The organism is Prevotella marseillensis, assembly GCF_900625065.1.
In the GTDB taxonomy this organism is placed as follows: domain Bacteria; phylum Bacteroidota; class Bacteroidia; order Bacteroidales; family Bacteroidaceae; genus Prevotella; species Prevotella rara.
Genome location: NZ_UYXY01000001.1, coordinates 3,322,975 through 3,346,053, shown reverse-complemented (window position 1 = coordinate 3,346,053; position 23,079 = coordinate 3,322,975). Strand labels below are relative to the sequence as shown.

Here is a 23,079-nt window from a genome sequence, read left to right as displayed (position 1 = left end):
TCTTCGCCGTAACTTTGCATCGTCAGAAGTCTAAATCCATAAAGGGCGCATGGGGCATACTATCATGACGCCCGGCCTCTGACGACAAACCATAATATCAACAAAACGGAGAAGAACTATAATGAGAAAAAGCAGATTTGTAAAAACAGCAGGCAGCCTGTTGGTCATAATGCTTATTGTGCTTGCATCCGCCGGACAACTGCATCTGCCCGGACACGGCAACAGGACCAACAGAAGTTTTGAAGAGGCGGTAGTAAACCATGTGCAGGCCACACTTGCCAAGGGAGAAAAGGTAGAACTCGGCAGCAGATTCTTATGTAAAGACTATAAGGAAAACGGCGAGCTGCGTTTCGCCTGCAACGTAACTTACTATGTGGTTTCAGAAAATGGCGTAAAAGAAATACATACAGCCCATGTGGTATGCAACGGAGATAAAGACAGAATAATTGAATGGAAGGAGATTGAGAAGCAATGAACATAAGGAAACGTTTCACATTGATTGTGACAGCAGGCCTTGCCTTATCCTCTTTATCCGGCAAGGACATAAAAGGCCGTGTTACCAATACTGACGGGGTGCCTATGGAATTTGTAAATGTGGTACTTCTTCATGATTCTGCATTTGTCGACGGAGTTATTACCGACGGCAACGGCTGTTTCTGTCTGTCATACGACGCAGCGCAGGGATTAAGGCTAAGACTGTCATACGTGGGTTTCGACTCAAGATATGTCGACATCACTCCTGACGGCGAACTGGGCGACATCATGATGACGGCCTCAGCCAACACCATGCTGGAGAATGTGGTGATAAAAGGCAACGCCTCTAAAACTTATCTGAAGGGAAACGCTCTGGTAACGAATGTGGAGAACAGCATCCTGGCCAAGGCAGGAACGGCAAAAGATGTGCTCAGACAGATTCCAATGGTTGTTGAAACCAACGGCAATCTGGAAATATTTGGCAAGGGGACGCCTGCCGTTTATATCAACGGACGTAAGATCAACGACTTGCAGGAATTATCAACACTATTGTCCGGCAATATCCGGAATGTGGAGGTGATAAGCAATCCAGGTTCATCTTATGCGGCAGATGCAAAGGCCGTTATACGCATCCGCACGAAAAAGCCACAGGGCGACGGATGGAGCGGCACGTTCAGGTCGGAAGACGGATTCAGACATTACTTTCAAAGTGGCAACATGATGAACCTTAAATACCGTGCAGGAGGTTTTGAAGTATTCTCCACCTTGACATACGATACGGGCAGAAGCAGGGAAAAGAAGTTTACAGACATGGCTACTGTTACAAAATCAGAATGGAACCAACAGCTCTCCACGGCCAACACCAGGCATTATAAAGGCTTTTCAGGCAAATTGGGCTTTTCATGGACAATCAGCAGCGGCCATTACATAGGAGCCTTTTATCAGAACGAATATGCAAAGAATGAAATAAGGTCGTTTCTTGAAAGCGATGTGTCTGAAAACGGAACGTTTTACGACAGTTGGAGCACTGATGCCGACGACATATCGGAGAACACTCCAAGGCATGCTGCGAACATTTATTACAACGGACAGATAAACAAACTAAGCATCGACTTCAATGCCGATTACATCTGGAACAGAGGAACGCAGCAGACCACTAATGAAGAGACAAGTCTGATGCAGGAAGACCGCTACATAACGACATACAGCAAACGCAAGACCAGCATGGCTGCCGAGAAACTGGCATTAAGCTATCCTGTAGGGAAAGGTGTATTGACATTGGGCGAGGAATATACAAGATCCAGCACAGACAACCGCTTCAATACTGAATATGCTAACCTCAACAGCAGTCATTCAACGATAAAGGAAAGCAATATGGCCTGCTTTGTTGAGATAATGCAGCAGTTAGGCCGGATAAGCATCGGTGCGGGACTGAGGTATGAACATCTAAACTATGACTATTTTGAGCATTCTCGGTCTGAAAACAACCTCAGCCGGACCTATAACAACATCTTCCCTTCATTCAATGCCAACACAAGACTGGGCGACCTGCAGATGTCGCTATCATATGGCAACAGGGTGGAAAGGCCGGGCTATTCGGCGCTGAATGCCAATGTTTCATATCTTAACAGAATGACGTACGAGTCGGGCAATCCGCGCCTACAGCCAACAAGACTGCACAACCTGGAGTACAGAATGGTGTGGAGGAACTATTTTGCACAGGTGGCCTATACCTATTTTGACAATCCCATTGTAAATACCACCAGGCCATACAGCAACGACGGAGAGAAAACCATCCTTACTTATGAGAACTTTAGCAGGAGGCACTTCGTGCAGGCATTTATGGGCGGACAGTTCAGGCTTGGGATATGGCAGCCGCGTGTAAATGTGGGAATGTTTACGCAGTGGTTTGACATTGTGGTCAACGGCAACAGCAAAAGCATGAACAAGCCCATAGGCATTGTGCAATGGCAAAATGCGATACATCTGCCAATGGACATCTGGCTGAACATCGACTGCCAGTTTACAACTGCGGGAAATGACAGAAATATCTATGCGGCCCATTCTTCATACATAAATGCAAAGCTATACAAGGATTTCTGCAAGAACAGACTTAGCATGACACTTGAGGCACGCGACATATTCAACGGCTCACGCCAGAATCTTACTCTATACAACAATGCCGTAACGCTTAACCAGAAGAATTTCAGCGACATGCGATGCTTGATGTTCACACTGCAGTACAACTTCAACGTAACACGTGACCGATACAGAGGCACGGGCGCCGGCAACACGGAGAAAAAACGCTTATAAATATAAGGCAAAAACCTTGTGTGGTTGGAATAAATCCTAGCAGATGGCACAGGAGCAGATTGCTGCAACGGCGAAACAGACGGGAAAGATTCAGGGCGGCACGCTGCAAAAAACATTGCAGCATGCCGCCCTGAACGGTATGTTATTAAGAACTGAACAAAAACCGTAAGCCGCAAATAGGCAAGCCTGCGGATTTATCCCAGCGTGATGTTCTCTACGTCAACCCTCTCATGCAGGAAGAGCTGAGCCGACTCGCGGAACTTGTCGGTGTTCTCCGTGGTGAGATAATGGCACAAGCCGTTCTTTGTACACTTTGCCTCTATGTCGGGATGGCGCACAAAGTAGTCTTTTAGGCTGTTGGAAACATACTCGCCCTGCGGAACTATCTTGACACCGCGCGGCGTATACTTCAGAATCTTGTTGAGCAGCAGCGGATAGTGAGTGCAGCCGAGGATGATTGAGTCGATCTGCGGGTCGCGTATCATGAGGTCCTCAATGCGCTTCTTTACAAAATAGTCGGCCCCCGGACCATCGTACTCGTTGTTCTCCACAAGTGGAACCCACATTGGGCAAGGCTCGCCCGTAACGGTGATGTCGGGGAATAGCTTGTTTATCTCGAGCACATAGCTCTCGCTCTTTATTGTTCCCTCGGTGGCAACGATGCCCACATGGCGGCTCTGAGTGATGCTGCCTATACACTCGGCCGTGGGACGGATGATGCCCAGCACACGGCGGTTAGGGTCGAGAGAGGGCAGGTCGTTCTGCTGAATGGAGCGCAGGGCCTTGGCCGAAGCCGTGTTGCATGCCAGGATTACGAGATGACAGCCCATGCTGAAAAGCTTCATGACAGCCTGCCGCGTAAACTGGTAAACCACGTCGAACGAGCGCGCTCCGTAAGGCGCACGTGCGTTGTCGCCAAGATAAAGATAATCATAGTGTGGCAGGATGTTGCGCATCTGATGCAGGATGGTAAGTCCGCCGTAACCCGAATCGAACACTCCTATAGGGCCTGGTTTTTCTGAAAGCTGCATAAGCACTGATATTTTATACGTTGAAGGCTGCCTGCAAATGCGCTGCTGACAAATTAAGTCAATAAAGCACGGGCATACAGCCGTGGAAATAAGGCCGGACCTGCCACACAAGGCGCACTGCTCCGGCCTGAAAAAGACATCAGCCACGCACGTCTGAGGCCATAAGGCAGAACCTCAAAGACATGCCGGCATGACAAATAACTGTACGGCATGCACGGCCTGAGCCGGCATGCTGCTATTTCTCCAAATATGTAAACATGTTGCGCACCAGCGAGCTTATATCCTCACCGCTCGTAGTGTCGATATACGGCACGGCGTCGTTGTCGGTGTTGAGGATAAAGGCATATCCGCGCTCGCGGCCAACCTGACGCAATATTTCGTTAAGACGCTTCTTCAGAGGCGCATACATGTCGGCCTCGGCCTGCTCGAGCAGGCGGGCAGCTTCTTTCTTGAAAGACACGCTGTTGTTGAGAAGCTCCTGCAACTCATATTGTCTTTTCTTCAGAATTGAAGGCGCAAAGTCTTTCTGACCCTCAAGAAACGCCTCATATTTCTGGTTGAACTCTTCTTCAGAGCGCTTTGTCTCGTTGGCATACTGACGCTTAAGCTCAGCCAGACTCTTCTGCATGTCGGCATAACCGGGCATGGCCTTGATGGCCTCGCTATAGCTTAAATAACCAAACTTAACCTGTGCGTCGGCCATGGCAGCCGGCAGGAGCAACAACAAAAAAAGAATAAGTTTCTTCATAGAGGCATAGTTAAAAAGTCAAAAGCGCCGCCTCCCTGATGGAAAGCAGCGCTCGTTATAGTGTTTAATTATTTCAGTTTATTCATTTCAGCTTTCACATCTGCCGTAACATCCTTGCTCAGAGTGTCGCTGATGTAAGGTATGCCGCCCGATACGTCCATGATGTAAACATATCCGCCGTTCTTGCCTACATTCTTTATGGCAGTCATTATCTTGGTCATGATAGGCTGCATCTTCTCCTGCTGAGCTTTCTGCAGAGCCTGCTGGTTGTCCTGCAGAGCCTGCTGATATTTCTGGAACAGCTGCTGCAGTGAAGCCTCTGTCTCCTGACGCTTTGTCTCGTTCATTGTGCTCTTTGTACGGTCATACTCGTCAGACTTTTTCTGAATTTCGTCCTGCATGGCCTTCATATCATTCTCATACTGCTTTGACTGAGCTTCAAGCTCGCCGCGGGCCTTGATGAATTCGGGAAGGCTCTGCATGATAGCCTGTGCGTCAACATGTCCGAACTTAGCGTTCTGGGCAAACAATGTCAGAGGTGCGCACAGCAACAACATTAAAACTAGTTTTTTCATTTCTTAATTGCAATTTTTATATTTAAATGTTTATTATTTGTCTGCAAAGATAATGCAAGCAGCGAGAACTACAAAATAAAAGAGTGTGAAATGCGCTTTTATTTTAATTTCAGGCGCCGGCCATATCTTGTTCAAACACAAGACATTAGTTAGAATAGCCCAACTTCGACAGCACTTCGTTGCTTATGTCTATCTTCGGCGAGCCGAAAATGATGCTTGTGTCTGACGCACGGTCGAGTATGAGCGAATATCCGCGCAAGTCGGCAATGTCCTTCACCGCGTTGTAGATTTCCTCCTGAATCGGAGTCATCAGACTGGTGCGCTTCTTGAAGAGCTCGCCCTCCGGTCCGAAATACTTGCGCTTAAGTTCGCTGGCCTCCTTCTCCTTGTTCATTATGGCCTCCTGGCGCTCCTTCTTCTGCTCCTGAGAGAGGAACACCACCTCGTTCTGATAGTTCTTGTACATGGTCTGAGCCTCTGTGTTGAGGGCGTCCACCTCTGCCTGCCACTTCTTGGCCACCTGGGTGAGCTGCTCGTTGGCACGCTCATAGGCAGGGATGTTCTTCAGGATATATTCCATGTCGACAAGAGCAAACTTCTGCGCACTGGCCGTAAATGCAACGGCCAGCATGGCAAACATCATCAATATCTTCTTCATACTTTCTTCTCCTTATTATAAATTAAACTGACAAAACCGACGTGACAGATACGCCTATATGTCCTGACGGCCAATTTATTAACTCTCTTTATCTTGACATTCGGCATCTAAGCCATTAGAATTCCTGTCCGAGGATGAAGTGGAACTGTGAGCCGCCGCGTGTGCCGAACACCTTGTCGAAGCCGTAAGCCCAGTCGATACCCATAAGACCTACCATCGGCAAGAAGATGCGGACACCGATACCGGCTGAACGCTTCATGTCGAACGGGTTGAAGTCCTTGGTGTCGTTCCATGCGTTACCTGCCTCAAGGAATCCAAGACCATAGATTGTGGTGTTGCCGAGCAGGAACGGATAACGAAGCTCAAGAGTGAAGCGGTCGTAGGCATAGCCCTCATATCCGTAAGGAGTGAGGCTACCGTTGTCGTATCCGCGCAAGCCGATAGTTTCTTCGGCATAGCCTGTTGAGTAGCCGCTCATACCGTCACCACCCATATAGTAGGTTTCGAAAGGCGACTTCTTATACTTGTTGTAAGAACCGAGCAGACCGAACTCTACGCGGGTCATGAGCACGAAACACTTCTGTCCGTTGGTAAGTGCGGTATATGTCTTGGCGCGGAACTTCCACTTGTGATACTCAACCCAGCGGTATTTCTCCTGCTGCTCGGCTGTGTATGTCGGCGACTCCGGATTGACGGCAAGGTTCTTGTAGTCCTTATGATCGAACGCTGACCAAGGCGGAGTGATTGTGAGCGATGCCATGAACTCTGAACCGCGGCGCGGGAAGAGCTGGTTGTCGGTAGATACACGCGACAGGGTGATGCCCAGGTTAAGGTTGTTACAGTTACCGTTGGTAACGATAAAGTACTGCCAGTTCTTCAGCATATAGCGCTGGTAGGCCAGTTCGACAGACAACTGGAAGTAGTCGTCAGGCCAGCGCAGACGCTTACCCCATCCCACTGACACACCGAGCAGCTTGACATACTTGTCGGGGTCGTAGAAGTTTTCATAATAATTATTGTAACTGTTTCCGTAACCGTAAAGGTAGTTATAATAATTATTCATGTAGGCGCTGTTGTAATAGTTGCTCGACACGTCGGTCTGCTTAGAGAAGTAAGCTCCGACGGTGAACTGTATAGGACGCTTTCCGCCGAACCAGTTGGTTGAGTAAGATGCGTTGTACGACTGATAATACGTACCGTTGGTCTGCGCTCCGATAGAAAGCACCTCACCGTCGCCGACTGGCAATATGCCGCGGTGCTCCTTATTCTTGTTGAAGAGGTTGGCCATTGAGAAGTTGTTGAGCTTCAAGCCGATACGTCCGATGACACCGGTCTGTCCCCAACCGAGCGAGAACTCAACCTGGTCGTTAGACTTCTGAACAAGATCCCAGTTGATGTCAACGGTTCCGTCTTCATAGTTAGGTCTTACATCCGGATTGATCTGCTCAGGGTCAAAGTGTCCCATAGACGCCATTTCACGTGCCGAACGCATCAAGGCCTCCTTCGAGAAGAGGTCGCCCGGCTTTGTTCTCAGCTCACGGCGCACAACGTTTTCATACACACGGGTGTTACCGTTGATGCGCACACGGCTGATGTGGGCCTGGTTGCCCTCCATGATACGCATCTCAAGGTCGATTGAGTCGCCCACGATGTTCACCTCGGTAGGCTGCAGATTGTAGAACAGATAACCGTTGTTCCAGTACTCATTGCCCACAGCGTCGTCGTCTTCAGAGAGTCGCTTGTGCATGAATTTCTGGTTATACACATCACCCTTCTTCATGCCGAGCAGACGGCTCAGATAGTCGGTTGAGAACACGGTGTTGCCCACCCATGTTATGTTTCTTATATAATATTTCTTTCCTTCGTCCACCTTCAGATAAATGCTGACATGCTTGTCGTCAACGTTCCATACGCTGTCTTCAACGATGGTGGCGTCGCGATAGCCAAGTTCGTTATACTTGTCTATAAGGTTCTGCTTATCAGTCTTATATCGTTCGGGGGTATATTTCTTCGATTTAAGGAATGTCGACAGCTTGCCGGCCTCGTGTGTCTTGGTGAAGGCACCCTTTGTGAACAGTCCGCCCTTAATCTTAGAGTCGCTCAGGTTCTTGTTGCCCTCAATGATAATCTGGCGCACCTTCATCTTCTCCTTCTTGTCAATCTCGACGTCAAGTATCACCTGATTCTTAGCCGTTACGTCGTCGCGCTGGCGTATGTTTATCTCAGCATTCTTATAACCCTTGTCGTCGAAATAGTTTTTGGCCAGCAGCTCAGCACGGTCTATCATGTTAGGCGTAATCTGGTTGCCCTTAAGAAGTCCGAGCTTTGTCTCAAGGTCCTCGCGTTCCGACTTCTTCACACCTATATAATTAATGGTTGACACACGCGGGCGCAGAGCCAGATAGAAGTGCAGATAGATTTTGTCGCCTACGATAGAGTCGGCCGCAATCTGCACGTTTGAAAACAGTCCGTGCTTCCAATAGCGCTTCACTGCCTCTGTAATCTCCTGACCCGGAAGCTCTATTTTCTGGCCGACGGTAAGGCCCGAAATACCCGTAAGCATATAATCTTCGTAACCTTCCACGCCTGACACAGCGATTCCGCCGATAACACCGGAACGCGGAGTGCCCGCATAAGAGATTTCAGGATTAACAATCTTTTCCTGCGCTACAGCCCCAATGCTGAAAAGCAATGCAGCGAGCAGTGTCAAGCATCCTATTATTCTGTTCATCTTATATGTCTGTTGTCTTGAATATTAATTATCGTTTTCAACTTGTTCCTCGGTCTTGCCGAAGCGTCTTTGGCGCTTCTGATAGCTTGCAATGGCCTCATGCAGGCTCTGCTCGTCGAAGTCGGGCCAGTAAGTGTCGCAGAAATAAAGCTCCGAATAGGCTATCTGCCAGAGCAGATAGTTGGATATGCGCACCTCTCCGCCCGTGCGTATCAGCAGGTCGGGGTCGGGCATGAAGCGTGTCTGCATGTGGTCTGCCACGACATTCTCGTCGATTGCGTCGATTGCGAGACGTCCGTCCTTAACCTCGGCGGCTATGTTCTTTACGGCGTTGGTTATCTCCCACTTTGAAGAGTAGCTGAGAGCCACCACCATAGTCATGGCACTGTTGTCCTTGGTGTGCTCCATTGTCTCGTCCAGCTTCTCCCTGACCTGTAGCGGAAGCCTGTCGACATCACCGATAACGCGGAAGCGCACATTGTTCTTCATGAATATCTCGTCCTCAAGAGCCGTGAGCACAAGGCCCATAAGTGCGGCCACCTCATCGGCGGGGCGGTTCCAGTTTTCGGTTGAGAAGGTGTAAAGCGTCAGATACTTCACGCCGAGCTTCACACACTCTGACGTGATTTTCCTAACCGACTCAACACCGGCCTGATGGCCGTAGCTGCGCTTCTTGCCGCGCTCAGTTGCCCATCTGCCGTTGCCGTCCATGATGATGGCAATGTGCTGCGGTATGCGGTTCATGTCAATCTTAGTCTCAGTCATCTTTATTACATGTTATACATTTAGGCATGAAGCTGTAGGTTAATGTCAGCTTCAGAGCCGAATAGCAGTCAGTATTTTTGAAAAGTCCCGAACTCTTGATGCAGTAAGGGTCTGCCACGCCGTCGAGCTTGTCGCTGAGCGAGAAGTGGACAGCCCACTCAAGGCCAAGGTTCAGCCGCGACCCTATTTTATATTTCACGCCCAGGCCGAGCGGAAGGTTTGCCGTAAACACGTTGTCGGCGTCTGCCTTTACGTATGTTGCGCCAAGTCCGAGGAAAATGAACGGAGTGAGGCGCTTGGCTCCTCTGTACTCACGGCCCGTGCCGTAAGGCCAGAAGTTGTATTCATAAGTTATTCCGAGGTCGATGAGCGTGTTGCTGAATTCAACCGGATTGTCGGAATACTCGGGATACCATGTCTCAAGCCCGGCCGAGCTGCCCTTCAGCTTTCCGTATGAGAGGTCGAGCTTAAGGCCCATGTACGGATTGATTACACGTCTGAGAATGAGCGACGCCATGGGCTGCATGTTCTTGGTCACGTTGCCGTTGAAGTCGCCCTCGTATGCCACCATGCCTGCACCCACACCAATCTCCATCTTATATTCGTTGTCGTCTTGTGCCATTGCACAAAGCGACAGCGCCGAGACAATGATGCAAAGCAGGATTTTTCTCATTTACGGGTGGTGAACTGTTATTATACGGTTATTTTGTTATTTTGTGAACGAGGTCTGGTTGTCGGCCCATCCCAGCTTGTTGAGTCTTCCGCGCCACACCTGTCCGTTGCCGCCGCATATTATCCAAAGGCAGTTTTCGTCGTCAACCGTTATGGCAAACGTGTTGCTCGTTCCGTTGGTGAAGCCCTCGGGCATAACATAGCTGTCGTCAGTATGCCATGTAAGTCCGTTGTCCTGGCTTACATATATCTTTCCGAATGCTTTTTCCTTGCATGTGCCGAGCGCTGTTCCGCCCATGGCTATGAGCACGTCGCCGTAGCGTGTCATCTTGAGGTCAGACAGGCGCGGCAGCTGATAGCTGTTCTCTTCGTTGCATTCTATCCATGAGTGCTGCTCCGAACCTGGGGCATACTCCTCTATCTTACTCCACACGAAAGCCACAGAGTCTGCCGTAAAGGCGTCGTCGGCAGGATTGCCGGCTATTATTATGCGCTCTGAGCTTTTGTCTGTGTTAAGCGCGAAGGTGGCAAGTCCGGCATTGTGCACGGGCAGCTTTGCCTCGTCGCCTACTATGTTGTCGGCTGTCCATGTGGCACCGTTGTCGACAGAGCTTACGGGTCTGCCTGCCGCATCCATGGCATACATCTTGCTTGTGCCTGCGCCAAGGAGCTGTCTGATATCAGAGGCTGCCACTGCTGTCCAAGCTGTTCCGTCGGCAGATGTCATCACGGTGCCGTTGCTGAGCGTATACAGCATGTTGTCCTTCACGATAACGCTCTTGTAAGCGTCGGCGTCGAGCTGAGTTGCCGCAGTCAGGGCGGTCCATGTGCCTGCCGCATCAGTTGTCAGAGCAGTAGTTGCCGTTCCGTTGCTTCCGAACAGCATCACCTTGCCGTTGAGCGTAACGGCCTTCATGCCGCTCATGGCCGTAAAGCGCGGCTCCACGGGCAGAGCGTTCCAGCGGAATGAGTCGGGATCTTCCTTATGGACGTTCACGCTGACCTTGTAGGCACGATAGTATGCTCCGCCTACCGAATAGACTCTGAACTCGCGCGGCTGTGTGAAGTCTACAGAGTCAGAGCTGCTGTAATACGACAGGGTGTCGCTGTCTACATTCTTTATCACCACGATGCCCGAGTTCTTGCTTCCCACGTTGCATATCACGTGCGCGGCATCAGTGCCTGCGGGCAGAGAGTCGGGGTTGTAAATCTCGCGTTTAAGCTGGTCGATGTAGAATTTGTAGTTGCTGCCGGTAATCTCTACCTTGTAGACGCTGTCCTCTCCTTCGGATGACAGAGTGTGAAGATACTGATTGACCGTACCTAAAGAAAATGACGTTATGGCGGTGTCGTCATAATATACAAAATTGTTGTCGTTGTCGTCACTAAGGCATGAAACCAGTAAAAATGTCCCGGAGAACAGTATTGCCAAACACTGGATAATACGTTTCATTCGCTGAATATTTTCTATTTTTAGCTGCAAATTTAATCAGAATTCCTTAAATAAAGCCTGATTTTAAATACTTTATTGTCTAAATTATTAATAAATTGGACTTTTTATATACATATATAAGTTTTTTTAAAGTTTTTATAAAAAAGAGGCCGGTATGAATCACTCACGCCGACCTCACAAAACCTTAACTGATGTTGGTGTTAATCAAATTAATGATGTACATTTTGGTCATCAACAAAACTTAAGACCAACATCACTTAATTAAAAATCTAATAACATAATCTTTACCTTAAATCTATCAAACTACTAACCTATGAAAACGTATTCTCACGAACACGAAGCAAAGATAGCGCATTGTGTGCGAACACACAAGCGTTTTCCTTTGTTTTTTGCATCAAAAAGCTGTTTTTTTGACTTAAATCAAAACACTTGTTTTTCGTCAACGCAAACAGGCTGCCGCACGACGGACAACTGCCTAAAACGGCCCGAACGGGCACGTAACATGCCCCCTCACGCCGCAGCATACACGGACGGAAACCGGGCGGCGGAAGCCTGCACGGGAGCTAAAAGCCGGCGGCAGGACATGGCAAAAGCCGCGCCCGGCCACACATGCACACGCATGCAGGCCGGGCGCACATACCGCCCTGAAAGGGACAAAACGACTATCACGCAGCGGCGTCAGCGGCGCGTGAACACCATGCCGTCTACCACAAAGCTCTCCTTAACTCCGCCTGATGCACCGACAGACACGGGCGACTTGACCGTAATCTGGCGTGTTGACGGGTTATAAACAAGCACGGCACGGTAAGTGTTGCCGTCGCGTCCGCCTACATACTCAATCACAGCCTTGTTGCCCTCTATCTTGCGGGCCCTTATCAGGCTGTTGTCCACCTTCATTCCGTTGCCGTATGCAACATAAATAGTTCCGTAGCACATCTCGCTTCCGCCTTCGGCGTTTTCCTCATACATGCTCTTGTAGTAGAGGTTTATGCGCAGCGTGCCGTCGCCCTTTGCCAGTTTCCATTCACCGTTGAACGGCGACGCCCTGTGCAGGACATACGAATTCTGCGGCAGTTTCTTCAGTTCGTCGTCCACATACGAGAAGCCGTCGCTGCTGGTCATCTTCAAACTGCCGTCTGCCATATACTCGAAGCTGAGCTTGGAGTTTTTCTCGGCAAAGTAGGCTGTGGCCGTGGCCCTGTTGCCGCTCATCTTAAGGTTTTCAATCGTATACGCCATCGACGTGTCATCGGGCTTGATTCTTATTGTGCCGGCACACGGGTCGCCGTCCATCGAGTTAGGGTCAGATATGCTCTTTCCGTAGAAGTCGATGTCGACATACAGTCCGTCGGCATACCAGGCACCCTTGAACGGACGGGCAGTCTGAGCCTGAGCCGCAGTTACAGACGAGAATAACAACACACTGATAATAGCTTTTAGCAGCATTGCAGGTTTCATAATTTTAAGATAAGATGGTTAGGTTAAACATTTAAGAAACTCATCCCCGCAGGGCATACAAGGGCGGAAGACGCACCATGACACGCACGGGATATTTTTTTACAAATATACTGAATTTATTTTTCTTTCATGCCGGCAGGATAAAAAATAAAAGCGCAACCGCATAATTTATATAAGGCAGAGGGGATATGGCATGAAATGTTGACAACTGTGAAATGCGCAGAAGCATGATGCCTTGCCTAATGCCGGCACCACAAAAACAGCCTGCTTTGCAAAAGACGGCAAACGGCACGCCGAAACATGGCCTTTTGCAGGCTGAAAGGGCACCTTTTGGAACGTAAAAGGTATGCTTTTGCAAAGCCGTAAAATGCAATATGTTTTCAAGAAAGGCTCCTCACCTACGATAATATGACATAACCTACTGACTGTCAATAATATAAGCCGCAGCAAACCATATCTGCAACTCATCACGCCGGGATGCCATGCGGCAGATGTGATGAGTCAATACATCAACTCATCACACTGCAAACGTCTGACATACAGCGCATAACACACCGCCGTGATGAGTGACGAGTAAATACGAAAAACTTTTCTGTTTCATATTATCCCAAATCGTCATCATATCGTATATGGCTTTATCCATTTTGTTCATTCATGCCTTCAAGCCGTCTTTTGTCTCTATTGAAGCATTTTCATCTGTCTTTCCATGGCATGGCCTGCCATAACCGCTAAAGGCGAAAACTACAATCCGCTCAATATAAAGCCAAAATAAAGACTGAACAATAACGGCAAACTTGGGATTATCCATCTGCCCCACCCCGCCTACAGGCATCAGGGGCTGTCAGGCAGACTCACCTCACGCTGCACGGCAGGACGCCACGGACCATACGGCAGGGCACAAAAAGAAAGTAGGCATGCCATAAGGCACGCCTACTTAAAAGGATATCTAAATCTATTTTATTCAGAATTAGAGTTTCGGACCTGCAGCTACGAGAGCCTTACCAGCCTCATTTCCTTCGTACTTAACGAAGTTCTTGATGAAGCGGCCTGCGAGGTCTTTAGCCTTAGCTTCCCACTCAGCAGCGTCAGCGTATGTGTCGCGCGGATCGAGGATCTTAGGATCAACTCCAGGAAGTTCTGTCGGAACCTCGAAGTCGAACATAGGTATCTTCTTTGTAGGAGCGTTGTTGATAGAACCGTCGAGGATAGCGTCGATGATACCACGTGTGTCGCGGATTGAGATACGCTTGCCAGTTCCGTTCCAACCTGTGTTAACCAAGTAAGCCTTAGCACCGCTCTTCTCCATCTTCTTAACCAGCTCCTCAGCATACTTTGTAGGATGCAGCTCGAGGAATGCCTGACCGAAGCAAGCAGAGAATGTAGGAGTAGGCTCTGTGATACCACGCTCTGTACCAGCCAACTTAGCTGTGAAGCCAGAGAGGAAGTAGTACTTAGTCTGCTCCGGAGTCAGGATAGATACAGGAGGCAGTACGCCGAATGCGTCAGCTGACAGGAAGATTACCTGCTTAGCAGCCGGTGCGTGAGAAACAGGCTTAACGATGTTGTCGATGTGGTAGATAGGATAAGAAACACGAGTGTTCTCAGTTGTGCTCTTGTCTGTGAAGTCGATCTTGCCCTCAGCGTCAACAGTTACGTTCTCGAGCAGAGCGTCGCGGCGGATAGCGTTGTAGATATCGGGCTCGCTCTCCTTGTCGAGGTTGATAACCTTAGCGTAGCATCCACCTTCGAAGTTGAACACGCCGTTGTCGTCCCATCCGTGCTCGTCGTCACCGATAAGCAGACGTTTCGGGTCTGTAGACAGAGTTGTCTTACCTGTACCAGACAGACCGAAGAAGATAGCTGTGTTCTCGCCGTTCTTGTCGCAGTTAGCAGAGCAGTGCATTGAAGCGATGCCCTTCAGCGGCAGGAAGTAGTTCATCATAGAGAACATACCCTTCTTCATCTCACCACCGTACCATGTGTTGATGATAACCTGCTCTCTTGAAGTTACGTTGAACACAACAGCTGTCTCTGAGTTCAGACCGAGCTCCTTATAGTTTTCAACCTTAGCCTTAGAAGCGTTGTAAACAACGAAGTCAGGCTCAAAGTCCTCAAGCTCTTCCTCAGAAGGACGGATGAACATGTTCTTTACGAAGTGAGCCTGCCAAGCTACCTCCATGATGAAACGAACAGCCATACGTGTGTCCTTGTTGGCACCGCAGAAACCGTCGATAACATAGAGTTTCTTGTTTGAAAGCTCATTCTTTGCTATTTCCTTAACAGCAGCCCAAGCTTCCTGAGAAGCAGGTTTGTTGTCGTTCTTATATTCGTCTGAAGTCCACCATACAGTGTCCTTTGAAGTTTCATCCATTACGATGAACTTATCTTTAGGAGAACGTCCGGTGTAAATACCTGTCATTACGTTTACTGCACCGAGTTCTGTCACCTGACCTTTGTCAAAACCCGTAAGGCCGTCTTTTGTCTCTTCCTCAAACAATACCTCATAAGACGGGTTGTAAAGAACCTCAGTTGTACCTGTGATTCCATACTTTTCTAAAACTGACTTATCAAACTTTGCCATTTTAATAATATATTAAAAAGTGAATTATTTGTTCCTGATAGTTACCTTAAATCGGCTGCAAAGTTAGCAAAAAATCGATTATCAGCCAACAATGAAGGGTATAAAAAACACCTATAAAAAGTCTTTTTAGGTTAAAGTATTAAAAATTTAAACGGCCCGAAGTATTTTTGCAATTTGCACTTTGCAAAAATCGAGAAATATTTTTACTTTTGCACAAATACATAACATACAGTCACGAAAGACTGCAGAAAAAGAACAAAAGCATGCAAGTAATTAATTTTAGCGAAACCAACTCGATTTTAAACCAATATCTGGCAGAGATAAGAGACGTAAACTATCAGCAGAACCGTCTGCTGTTCCGCAACAACATAACGCGCGTGGGCGAGATGATGGCCTACGAGATAAGCAAGACGCTCGAATATGAGACGAAAGACGTAACCACGCCCCTGGGCGTATCGCGCGTCAGCGTGCCTGCCGACAAGATTATCCTTGCCACGATATTCCGTGCCGGACTGCCTTTCCACAACGGATTCCTCAACGTGTTCGACCACGCCGGAAACGCCTTTGTGAGCGCATACCGCGAATATACCGACAACGAGCACACCGAGGTGGGCATACATGTTGAATATCTTGCCACGCCGAGCATCGACGGCAAAACGCTCATCATAGCCGACCCCATGCTGGCAACGGGCGGATCGATGGAGCTGGGCTACAAGGCCTTCCTTACCAAAGGCACGCCCAAGCGCATACACATAGCCTGCGTGATAGCCACACCCGACGGCATAGACCACATAAAGAAGACTCTGCCCGACGACAAGACCACAATATGGTGCGCAGCCGTTGACCCGGGCATGAACGAGCACAAATACATCGTGCCGGGATTCGGCGATGCCGGCGACCTGTGCTACGGCAGCAAGCTGTAATCATGACAGACTATTTTTCTTAGCTCAGACTGCTTTTATCAAAATTAGGATTAAGGAAAAACATATAAGAAGAAACGCCCCGCAAACAACTATTTGCGGGGCGTTTCTTTTTATACAGACTTTTATTTTGCCCTATATTTATTTAACTTCCCAAATATCGTTGGTTTCGAGCAGCTCCATGAAGTTGTGATATTTCTTCTTGGCGCTTACTTCTTCGATTTGCTCCTTAACTGCCATTTCGTAGGTAGGAGCCTCAACGTCGCGGATGACGCCGAGCGCAACGGGGAATCCGTGCTCGTTGTCCATCATGGCAAGTTTCAGCTGCAGAGTGTTGTCAAGGCAGTGAGCGTCATGCACGAGAATGTCTTTCTCTGTAATGCCGTTCTCGCCCAGCTTAACAACCTTGAGGCCGAAACCTTCCTGCATGAGTCCGTACTCATTGTTCTCGCCGAAGATCAGCGGCTCGCCGTGGCGAACGTAGATAGCGTTCTTGGCGCGCACTTCCTTCTTGTAGATCGGATCATAACATCCGTTGTTGAAGATTACGCAGTTCTGCAGAATCTCGCACACAGAAGCACCCTTATGCTTATATGCAGCCTTGAGGATGTCTACTGTGCCCTGAGCGTCGGTGGCAACGGCACGTGCGAAGAAGTGGCCGCGTGCTCCGAAGCACAGTTCTGCCGGGAGGAACGGGTCCTCAACTGTGCCGTAAGGTGACGACTTGCTGACAAATCCGCGCGGAGAAGTAGGCGAATACTGGCCTTTGGTGAGTCCGTAGATGCGGTTGTTGAGCAGAATCATGTTTATGTCGATGTTGCGGCGCATGGCGTGGATGAAGTGGTTACCGCCGATGGCGAGTCCGTCGCCGTCACCGCTAATCTGCCATACTGTCAGGTCGGGATTGGCAACCTTGGCGCCCGTAGCAATAGACGCAGCACGTCCGTGAACGGTCTGCATGGCATAAGTGTTTACATAATAAGGCAGACGGCTTGAGCATCCGATACCTGAAATGACGGCTGTCTGATAAGGCGGAACGCCGAGTTCTGCCATAGCCTTGTGCAGCGATGCGAGGAAGAAATGGTCGCCGCAACCGGGACACCACCGCGGCTGTCCCTTTTTATAATCTTGCGCAGTATATTCCATTGCAATTATTTTTATGGAGCAAAGGGTATGAAGCTAAGGAGCTAAGACAACAGCAAGCGCAGCGATTTATCATGCAAGCATGCCATGAAATCTGTCTGATTGTTATGTCAGCAATCTCTTCTTATCCACAGTAAAGGATATCCACGGCCAATACGGCCTTCAAGACATTTGTCTTAACTCCTTTACTCCATTACTTCTTTACTCTTGTATTTTACTTCTTAATTATTAATTATTTTGGTGAACGCCTTTACAAGCTCGCCTACCACGAAGGGCTGACCCTTAACCTGGTTGAACTGATAAGGCATGAAGTTGTCGATTCTCATGCGCAGATAGCCTGCGAACTGACCAAGGTTCTGCTCTGCCACAACTACCTTCTTATACTTGCCCAGCACTTCAGCTGTGTTCTTAGGCAGCGGGTTGATATAGTTGAAGTGAGCGAGAGCCACCTTATGACCGGCACTTCTCATCTCTTCCATAGCAGAATACAGATGGCCGAATGTTCCGCCGAAACCAACGATCAGCAAGTCGGCATCGTCGGCGTCGCCCTGCACTTCAAGGTCTGGAACAGGAATCTTGAACACTTTTGCTGCACGCAGACGGCACATCTTGTCGTGGTTCTCCGGATCGGTAGAGATGGCACCTGTGTCGCCGTCTTTCTCCAGTCCGCCCAGGATGTGCTCGTAGCCTTCCTGTCCCGGTATAGCCCAGTAGCGTGCACCTGTCTCCGGATCTCTCTTATACGGAGTGTAAACGCCCTTCTGCTCAGGTGTTGCATAGTGAGGATGAATTTCGGGCAGCTCGTTGATATCGGGCAGTTTCCATGCTGACGAACCGTTAGCCACAAAAGCGTCGGTGAGCAGCACAACAGGAGTAAGATGCTCGAGAGCAATCTTGGCTGCAGCATATACAGAGTCGAAACAGTTTGTAGGACTTGTTGCGGCAATCACCGGCATAGGCGACTCGCCGTTACGTCCGAAGAGAGCCTGCAGCAGGTCGGTCTGCTCGCTCTTTGTAGGCAGACCTGTTGACGGACCGCCACGCTGAACGTCGATGACAACGAGCGGCAGCTCGTCGATTACAGCCAGGTTCATGGCTTCTGACTTAAGACAGATGCCGGGGCCTGATGTAGATGTTGCGGCCAGAGCACCGGCGAACGATGCACCAATGGCACTGGCGCATCCAGATATTTCGTCTTCGCACTGCACCGTCATGACACCGCACGACTTATGCTTAGCCAGTTCGTGCAGGATGTCTGTGGCAGGAGTGATGGGATATGAGCCAAGATAGAGCTTAAGGCCGGCCTTCTCGGCAGCGGCAATAAGTCCATAGGCAGTAGCCTTGTTACCCGTTATGTCCATGTAGCGTCCCTTAACCTTGTTCTTAGAGTCGATGCGGTAAGTGGCGGGCACGCTTGCGTGAGTGTTGTGGCCGTAGTCATATCCGGCATGCACCACCTTGATGTTGCACTCTGCAACAGCAGGCTTCTTGGCAAACTTCTCGCGCAGGAACGATGTAACGAAGTCGAGATTGCGGTTAAACAGCCAGCATACGACGCCGAGAGCAAACATATTGCGGCACTTCAGCACGGTCTTGTTGTCGAGTCCGCTGTCTGCCAGGCAGTCTTTCACCATCTGAGTTATCGGACAAGCCACCACGCGGTCGGGGTCGATGCCCATCTCGCCCAGGTAGTCGTCAGTTTTAAACTCGGCCTTCTTCAGGTCGGCCGGACCGAAGCTGTCGGTGTCGATGATTATCGTAGCCTGTGGCTTGGCAAACTTGTACTGAGTCTTCAGTGCAGCAGCGTTCATGGCCGCCAGCACGTCACACTTGTCGCCGGGAGTGTAAGCACGTCCACTGGCGATGTGAACCTGAAAGCCCGAAACACCCGTAAGCGATCCTTGCGGGGCGCGGATGTCTGCCGGATAATCCGGAAACGTCGAGATTCCATTACCTATCGTAGCCGAAACTGTCGAGAAGATGTTTCCCGCCAGCTGCATGCCGTCGCCGGAGTCACCCGAAAAACGCACTACGACATCATCTAACTGTTTTACTTCCAATTCTTCTGCCATAAAAAGTCTTTTTAAACTTTATAACTTATTAGTATGTTTTTCTACTGTCTGTTGCCGCGCCGGGCTGACCCAAACGCGAGAACAATGCTATGTATTTAAGATTAATTGCAAAGGTCGTAAAGATTATCGAAACCGCAAAATCTTTTTGCATAAATATTTAGCATCTGACAGCATTTTGTCGAAAATTGTTCACTTCTGCGACAAAAATTAAGTGTTTCAATAACAATAATAACACAATAAAAGTGATGAAAAAAATAATATGTCAGAGCTATTTTTTGCTAAAAAACATCTTTTCGCTACATCAAGAAAACGCTGAAAGGCCCTGAAACACGCATATTTACGAGCCAAAGCATATCTGCACGGCAACCTTCAGGCATCACGTACAGCAGCTTTTCTGCCACGGCAAGGGCGAAAAGATAATAAACGATGCCTAAAACCACAAAAATTTCAAACTGAAAGCAGGCTGTCAGCGCTGCCTATTATAATATAATAAGGTGTAGCTCTGCAGCATGCCATCAACGACAGATTCATCTGCACATCAATCCTGAGGCTATCTACCGGCATGATTTGCCATAAGTATCTGTTTTTCTGCATATAAACATCTGCACGCCAACAAAAAGCGACATTACAACAAATAAGATAAAACTTTGCTTTTAATCTGAAACGCCGTTATACACGAAGCCATAAAAACCGGCCGCATAAGTCAGACAAAAAACGCTGTATATGCCGTTTTATCATCAACAAGTTACAATCTGTAACCTTGACAAGCCCATAACAGGGGTTATCATACATATTCTGGCTGTTATGATATAACAAATGCCGGCATGAGCCTTGATGCTTCATGCCGGCATTTGCAGTTGCCACGGCTGTATTTTTATTGTTCCTCAGCCAGTGTGAAATCGAGCTGGCGCTTCTCAACGTTGGCGCGTGCCACCTTGATTTTTATCGGGTCGCCCAGCTGATATTTGTTGTGATGACGGCGGCCAACGAGACAGTAGTTGCGCTCATCGAAGTCGTAGTAGTCGTCGTCCAAATCGTGCATGGGCACCATGCCTTCGCAGTGGTTCTCGTCTATCTCGCAGTAAATGCCGTAAGACGTTATGCCGCTGATGTGGGCAGGATATTCGTTGCCTATCTTGTCGGCCATAAACTCCACCATCTTATATTTTATAGAGTCGCGCTCGGCGTTCTGTGCTATCTGCTCCATGTCGCTCGAGTGTTCGCACAGCTCCTCATAATACTCTTTGTTTGCGCTGCGTCCACCGTTCTGATAGCGTGTGAGCAGGCGGTGAACCATCGTGTCGGGATAACGGCGGATAGGGCTTGTAAAGTGGGGGTAATATTCGAAAGCCAGTCCGTAGTGGCCGATGTTGTGCACGCTGTATTTAGCCTTCATCATTGCCCTCAGCGCAACGCTCTCTATCACGTTCTGCTCGCGGCGGCCGTTGCAGTCGTCCATCAGCTTGTTCAGGCTGCGCGATATCTCACCCTTGGTGCCTTCTGTCTTCAACTTGTAGCCGAACTTCACGATAAACTCGCGCAGACGCTCCAGCTTTGTCGGGTCGGGCACGTCGTGTATACGGTAAGGCAGCGTCTTTGCCTTCTGCCCCTTCTTCACCTTGCCCACACCCTCGGCCACGCTGCGGTTGGCCAGCAGCATAAACTCCTCGATGAGTTTGTTGGCGTCTTTCGACTTCTTGAAGTAGCAGCGTGTGGGCTTGCCCTTCTCGTCAACGTCGAAATGAAGTTCCTCGCGGTCGAACTTCACCGCACCGTTCTTGAATCTCGCCTTGCGCAGCTTCTTTGCCAGCATGTCGAGCGTTATCAGCTCCGTGGCAAACTCGCCCTTGTATCCGTCCTTGCCTGCAGGCGGTGCGGGCTCGCCCGTGCCTTCCACCACTCCGTTGTCTTCCAAGATCTGCTGCACCTCCTCATAGGCAAAGCGGCGGTTACTCTTTATCACGGTGTGAACCAGTCGCCAGCTCTTCACGTTGGCATCAGCGTCGAGGTTGAACACAGCACTGTAAGCCAGTTTCTCCTCGTCGGGGCGCAGAGAGCATATAAAGTTGCAAAGGCGCTCGGGCAACATAGGTATGGTGCGGTCAACGAGATACACGCTCGTGGCACGCTTCTGTGCCTCCTTGTCTATTATGGAGCCTTCGGTAACATAGTGAGACACGTCGGCAATGTGCACGCCAACCTCCCACAAGTCTTTGCCCAGCGGCTTTATTGACAAGGCGTCGTCGAAGTCCTTGGCGTCCTTCGGGTCAATTGTGAACGTGGTTACGTCGCGGAAGTCCTCGCGCTCCTTATAGTCATCCTCGGTTATCTCGGCACTTATCTTCTCGGCAGCCTCCTCAACCTTCTTGGGATATCTGTACGGCAGACCATACTGTGCCAGTATGGCGTTCATCTCAACGTCGTTGTCGCCGGTCTCGCCCAGAATGTCAACCACCTCGCCTATAATGTTCTTGTTGTCTGTGTCGGGCCATTTTGTAACCTTCACCAGCGCCTTGTCGTTGCTCTTTCCGCCCTTCAGCTTGTTCTTCGGTATTATTACGTCGTGAACAAATATGTCGCTGTTCGAAACAAGGAAGGCAAAGTCTTTCTCAACTCTCAGCTTGCCCACGAACGTGTCGCGCGCACGCTCAAGTATCTCTATAACCTTAGCCTCCTTGATATGGTTCTCCCTGCGCGCCATGAACGTAACCTTGACGCGGTCGCCGGTAAGGGCGAAGAGCGAGTTGCGCTCAGCCACGAACACGGGCTTGCCGCCGTCGTCGGGCACAAAGCTGTTCTTGCCGTTGGCCTTGCGTATGAAGCGGCCTTCCTGCACCTGTCCCTTGGTGTTCAGCTTGTATGAGTTGTCGCTCACCTTGCTCAGGAAGTCGTCCCATGCCATCTCTTCCATCACGTCCACTGCCAGCATCTTTGCCGGATGAGTCTTCAGGTTAAGAGTCTTGAATATGTTTTTGAAACTTAGTGTCTTGTCTGAGTTCTGCAGAAAGAGGTTTTGCAGCATCTCCGATATTTTGTTCTTGGTCAGCCTCTTTGTCGATTTTTTTCCTTTTGCCATAATCTTGTGTTTTTTTTAATTCCCGGCCTGCCGTCAGCCTCGGTTCTGTGCGCGGTCTGTGCATCAGCCCTGCCTGAGGGCTCTGTGCTGTTCTGCGCCGTGCAGGCGTGGCATAGCCTTTCTGTGCGAAGTTACGAAAATAATTTCTTACTTCAGCATTAATTTCACCTTAAATAATTAATTTTATGTTACATATCGGTTAAAACTGCCAGCCGCAGCTACCTTAAGGACACAAACAAGGCATATTGGGGCAGCATTTTTTGCGTGTTGTCAAAAAATAAGCGTATCTTTGTAAAGACGTTGGCGATGCGTTGCCGACACAAGAAACGTTCGTATAATCATAAATTTGCGGATATTATCTGTCTTGCCGTGTCTTTCGGTCCGACTTTTTTACTAACTAAAGATTTTC

At 49.2% G+C, this 23,079-nt stretch carries 17 protein-coding genes; 4 read left to right on the top strand and 13 right to left on the bottom strand.

The genetic code is table 11. The features are described 5' to 3' along the window. Window positions 1-121 precede the first annotated feature (121 nt). From EJL04_RS13235 to EJL04_RS16745, 3 genes are read left to right on the top strand one after another with little or no spacing between them, the layout of a single operon-like run. The gene (locus EJL04_RS13235; RefSeq protein WP_125105236.1) at window positions 122-475 is read left to right on the top strand and encodes a hypothetical protein; all 354 of its coding nucleotides are present in this window, start codon (window positions 122-124) and stop codon (window positions 473-475) included. After that, entirely contained in the window at window positions 472-2,787 is a 2,316-nt protein-coding gene (locus EJL04_RS13230; RefSeq protein WP_125105235.1) for an outer membrane beta-barrel family protein, read from the top strand. Before EJL04_RS13235 ends, EJL04_RS13230 begins: the two co-directional genes overlap by 4 nt. Before the next feature lie 43 nt (window positions 2,788-2,830). Then, window positions 2,831-2,956 (top strand): hypothetical protein, encoded by a 126-nt coding sequence (locus tag EJL04_RS16745; RefSeq protein WP_277595980.1) that lies wholly within the window; start codon window positions 2,831-2,833, stop codon window positions 2,954-2,956. A gap of 25 nt (window positions 2,957-2,981) precedes the next feature. Here EJL04_RS16745 and murI read toward each other — a convergent pair whose 3' ends face one another. The 10 genes from murI to pckA form a co-directional block, all read right to left on the bottom strand. Further along, complete coding sequence (murI, locus tag EJL04_RS13225) at window positions 2,982-3,818, bottom strand: glutamate racemase (RefSeq protein ID WP_125105234.1); 837 nt, start codon at window positions 3,816-3,818, stop codon at window positions 2,982-2,984. Between the two features lie 235 nt (window positions 3,819-4,053). Next, window positions 4,054-4,566 (bottom strand): OmpH/Skp family outer membrane protein, encoded by a 513-nt coding sequence (locus EJL04_RS13220; RefSeq protein WP_021853543.1) that lies wholly within the window; start codon window positions 4,564-4,566, stop codon window positions 4,054-4,056. 68 nt (window positions 4,567-4,634) lie between these two features. Beyond that, complete coding sequence (locus EJL04_RS13215) at window positions 4,635-5,141, bottom strand: OmpH/Skp family outer membrane protein (protein ID WP_021853544.1); 507 nt, start codon at window positions 5,139-5,141, stop codon at window positions 4,635-4,637. Between the two features lie 145 nt (window positions 5,142-5,286). Then, window positions 5,287-5,799 (bottom strand): OmpH/Skp family outer membrane protein, encoded by a 513-nt coding sequence (locus EJL04_RS13210; protein WP_021853545.1) that lies wholly within the window; start codon window positions 5,797-5,799, stop codon window positions 5,287-5,289. 115 nt (window positions 5,800-5,914) lie between these two features. Further along, the gene (locus tag EJL04_RS13205; protein ID WP_021853546.1) at window positions 5,915-8,530 is read right to left on the bottom strand and encodes a BamA/OMP85 family outer membrane protein; all 2,616 of its coding nucleotides are present in this window, start codon (window positions 8,528-8,530) and stop codon (window positions 5,915-5,917) included. Window positions 8,531-8,554: 24 nt separating this feature from the next. Continuing rightward, window positions 8,555-9,295 (bottom strand): isoprenyl transferase, encoded by a 741-nt coding sequence (locus EJL04_RS13200; protein ID WP_021853547.1) that lies wholly within the window; start codon window positions 9,293-9,295, stop codon window positions 8,555-8,557. Then, the gene (porG, locus tag EJL04_RS13195) at window positions 9,288-9,968 is read right to left on the bottom strand and encodes a type IX secretion system protein PorG (protein ID WP_021853548.1); all 681 of its coding nucleotides are present in this window, start codon (window positions 9,966-9,968) and stop codon (window positions 9,288-9,290) included. The genes EJL04_RS13200 and porG overlap by 8 nt, the downstream gene beginning before the upstream one ends. A 36-nt stretch (window positions 9,969-10,004) precedes the next feature. Further along, a complete protein-coding gene (locus tag EJL04_RS13190) occupies window positions 10,005-11,420 on the bottom strand; it encodes a BamI family beta-barrel-assembly machinery protein (protein ID WP_125105233.1) in 1,416 nt (471 codons plus the stop codon). 678 nt (window positions 11,421-12,098) lie between these two features. Further along, window positions 12,099-12,878 carry a hypothetical protein gene (locus EJL04_RS13185; RefSeq protein WP_125105232.1) on the bottom strand — a complete coding sequence of 260 codons (780 nt, stop codon included), beginning with the start codon at window positions 12,876-12,878 and terminating at the stop codon, window positions 12,099-12,101. A 967-nt stretch (window positions 12,879-13,845) separates the two neighbouring features. Continuing rightward, window positions 13,846-15,459 carry a phosphoenolpyruvate carboxykinase (ATP) gene (gene pckA / locus EJL04_RS13180; protein ID WP_021853553.1) on the bottom strand — a complete coding sequence of 538 codons (1,614 nt, stop codon included), beginning with the start codon at window positions 15,457-15,459 and terminating at the stop codon, window positions 13,846-13,848. 263 nt (window positions 15,460-15,722) lie between these two features. Here pckA and upp point away from each other — a divergent pair, with 263 nt between their 5' ends. Then, window positions 15,723-16,382: a uracil phosphoribosyltransferase gene (upp, locus tag EJL04_RS13175; protein WP_125105231.1), complete on the top strand. Its 660-nt coding sequence runs from the start codon at window positions 15,723-15,725 to the stop codon at window positions 16,380-16,382. 138 nt (window positions 16,383-16,520) lie between these two features. Here the strand turns inward: upp and EJL04_RS13170 are convergent, their stop codons facing one another. From EJL04_RS13170 to rnr, 3 genes are all read right to left on the bottom strand, one after another. Further along, on the bottom strand, window positions 16,521-17,525 hold the full coding sequence (locus EJL04_RS13170) for a 2-oxoacid:ferredoxin oxidoreductase subunit beta (RefSeq protein ID WP_125105230.1): 1,005 nt from the start codon (window positions 17,523-17,525) through the stop codon (window positions 16,521-16,523). Window positions 17,526-17,743: 218 nt separating this feature from the next. After that, window positions 17,744-19,594, bottom strand: coding sequence for a 2-oxoacid:acceptor oxidoreductase subunit alpha (locus EJL04_RS13165; RefSeq protein ID WP_125105229.1), 1,851 nt, complete (start codon window positions 19,592-19,594; stop codon window positions 17,744-17,746). Window positions 19,595-20,468: 874 nt separating this feature from the next. Next, window positions 20,469-22,670 carry a ribonuclease R gene (gene rnr, locus EJL04_RS13160; RefSeq protein ID WP_125105228.1) on the bottom strand — a complete coding sequence of 734 codons (2,202 nt, stop codon included), beginning with the start codon at window positions 22,668-22,670 and terminating at the stop codon, window positions 20,469-20,471. Window positions 22,671-23,079: the final 409 nt, after the last annotated feature.

Coding starts and splice junctions, on each gene's coding strand:
- murI (WP_125105234.1), bottom strand. CDS start 3,818: ATGCAGCTTTCAGAAAAACCAGGCCCTATAGGAGTGTTCGATTCGGGT.
- EJL04_RS13210 (WP_021853545.1), bottom strand. CDS start 5,799: ATGAAGAAGATATTGATGATGTTTGCCATGCTGGCCGTTGCATTTACG.
- porG (WP_021853548.1), bottom strand. CDS start 9,968: ATGAGAAAAATCCTGCTTTGCATCATTGTCTCGGCGCTGTCGCTTTGT.
- EJL04_RS13215 (WP_021853544.1), bottom strand. CDS start 5,141: ATGAAAAAACTAGTTTTAATGTTGTTGCTGTGCGCACCTCTGACATTG.
- EJL04_RS13185 (WP_125105232.1), bottom strand. CDS start 12,878: ATGAAACCTGCAATGCTGCTAAAAGCTATTATCAGTGTGTTGTTATTC.
- EJL04_RS13235 (WP_125105236.1), top strand. CDS start 122: ATGAGAAAAAGCAGATTTGTAAAAACAGCAGGCAGCCTGTTGGTCATA.
- EJL04_RS16745 (WP_277595980.1), top strand. CDS start 2,831: ATGGCACAGGAGCAGATTGCTGCAACGGCGAAACAGACGGGAAAGATT.
- EJL04_RS13220 (WP_021853543.1), bottom strand. CDS start 4,566: ATGAAGAAACTTATTCTTTTTTTGTTGTTGCTCCTGCCGGCTGCCATG.
- pckA (WP_021853553.1), bottom strand. CDS start 15,459: ATGGCAAAGTTTGATAAGTCAGTTTTAGAAAAGTATGGAATCACAGGT.
- rnr (WP_125105228.1), bottom strand. CDS start 22,670: ATGGCAAAAGGAAAAAAATCGACAAAGAGGCTGACCAAGAACAAAATA.
- EJL04_RS13230 (WP_125105235.1), top strand. CDS start 472: ATGAACATAAGGAAACGTTTCACATTGATTGTGACAGCAGGCCTTGCC.
- EJL04_RS13205 (WP_021853546.1), bottom strand. CDS start 8,530: ATGAACAGAATAATAGGATGCTTGACACTGCTCGCTGCATTGCTTTTC.
- upp (WP_125105231.1), top strand. CDS start 15,723: ATGCAAGTAATTAATTTTAGCGAAACCAACTCGATTTTAAACCAATAT.
- EJL04_RS13190 (WP_125105233.1), bottom strand. CDS start 11,420: ATGAAACGTATTATCCAGTGTTTGGCAATACTGTTCTCCGGGACATTT.
- EJL04_RS13200 (WP_021853547.1), bottom strand. CDS start 9,295: ATGACTGAGACTAAGATTGACATGAACCGCATACCGCAGCACATTGCC.
- EJL04_RS13170 (WP_125105230.1), bottom strand. CDS start 17,525: ATGGAATATACTGCGCAAGATTATAAAAAGGGACAGCCGCGGTGGTGT.
- EJL04_RS13165 (WP_125105229.1), bottom strand. CDS start 19,594: ATGGCAGAAGAATTGGAAGTAAAACAGTTAGATGATGTCGTAGTGCGT.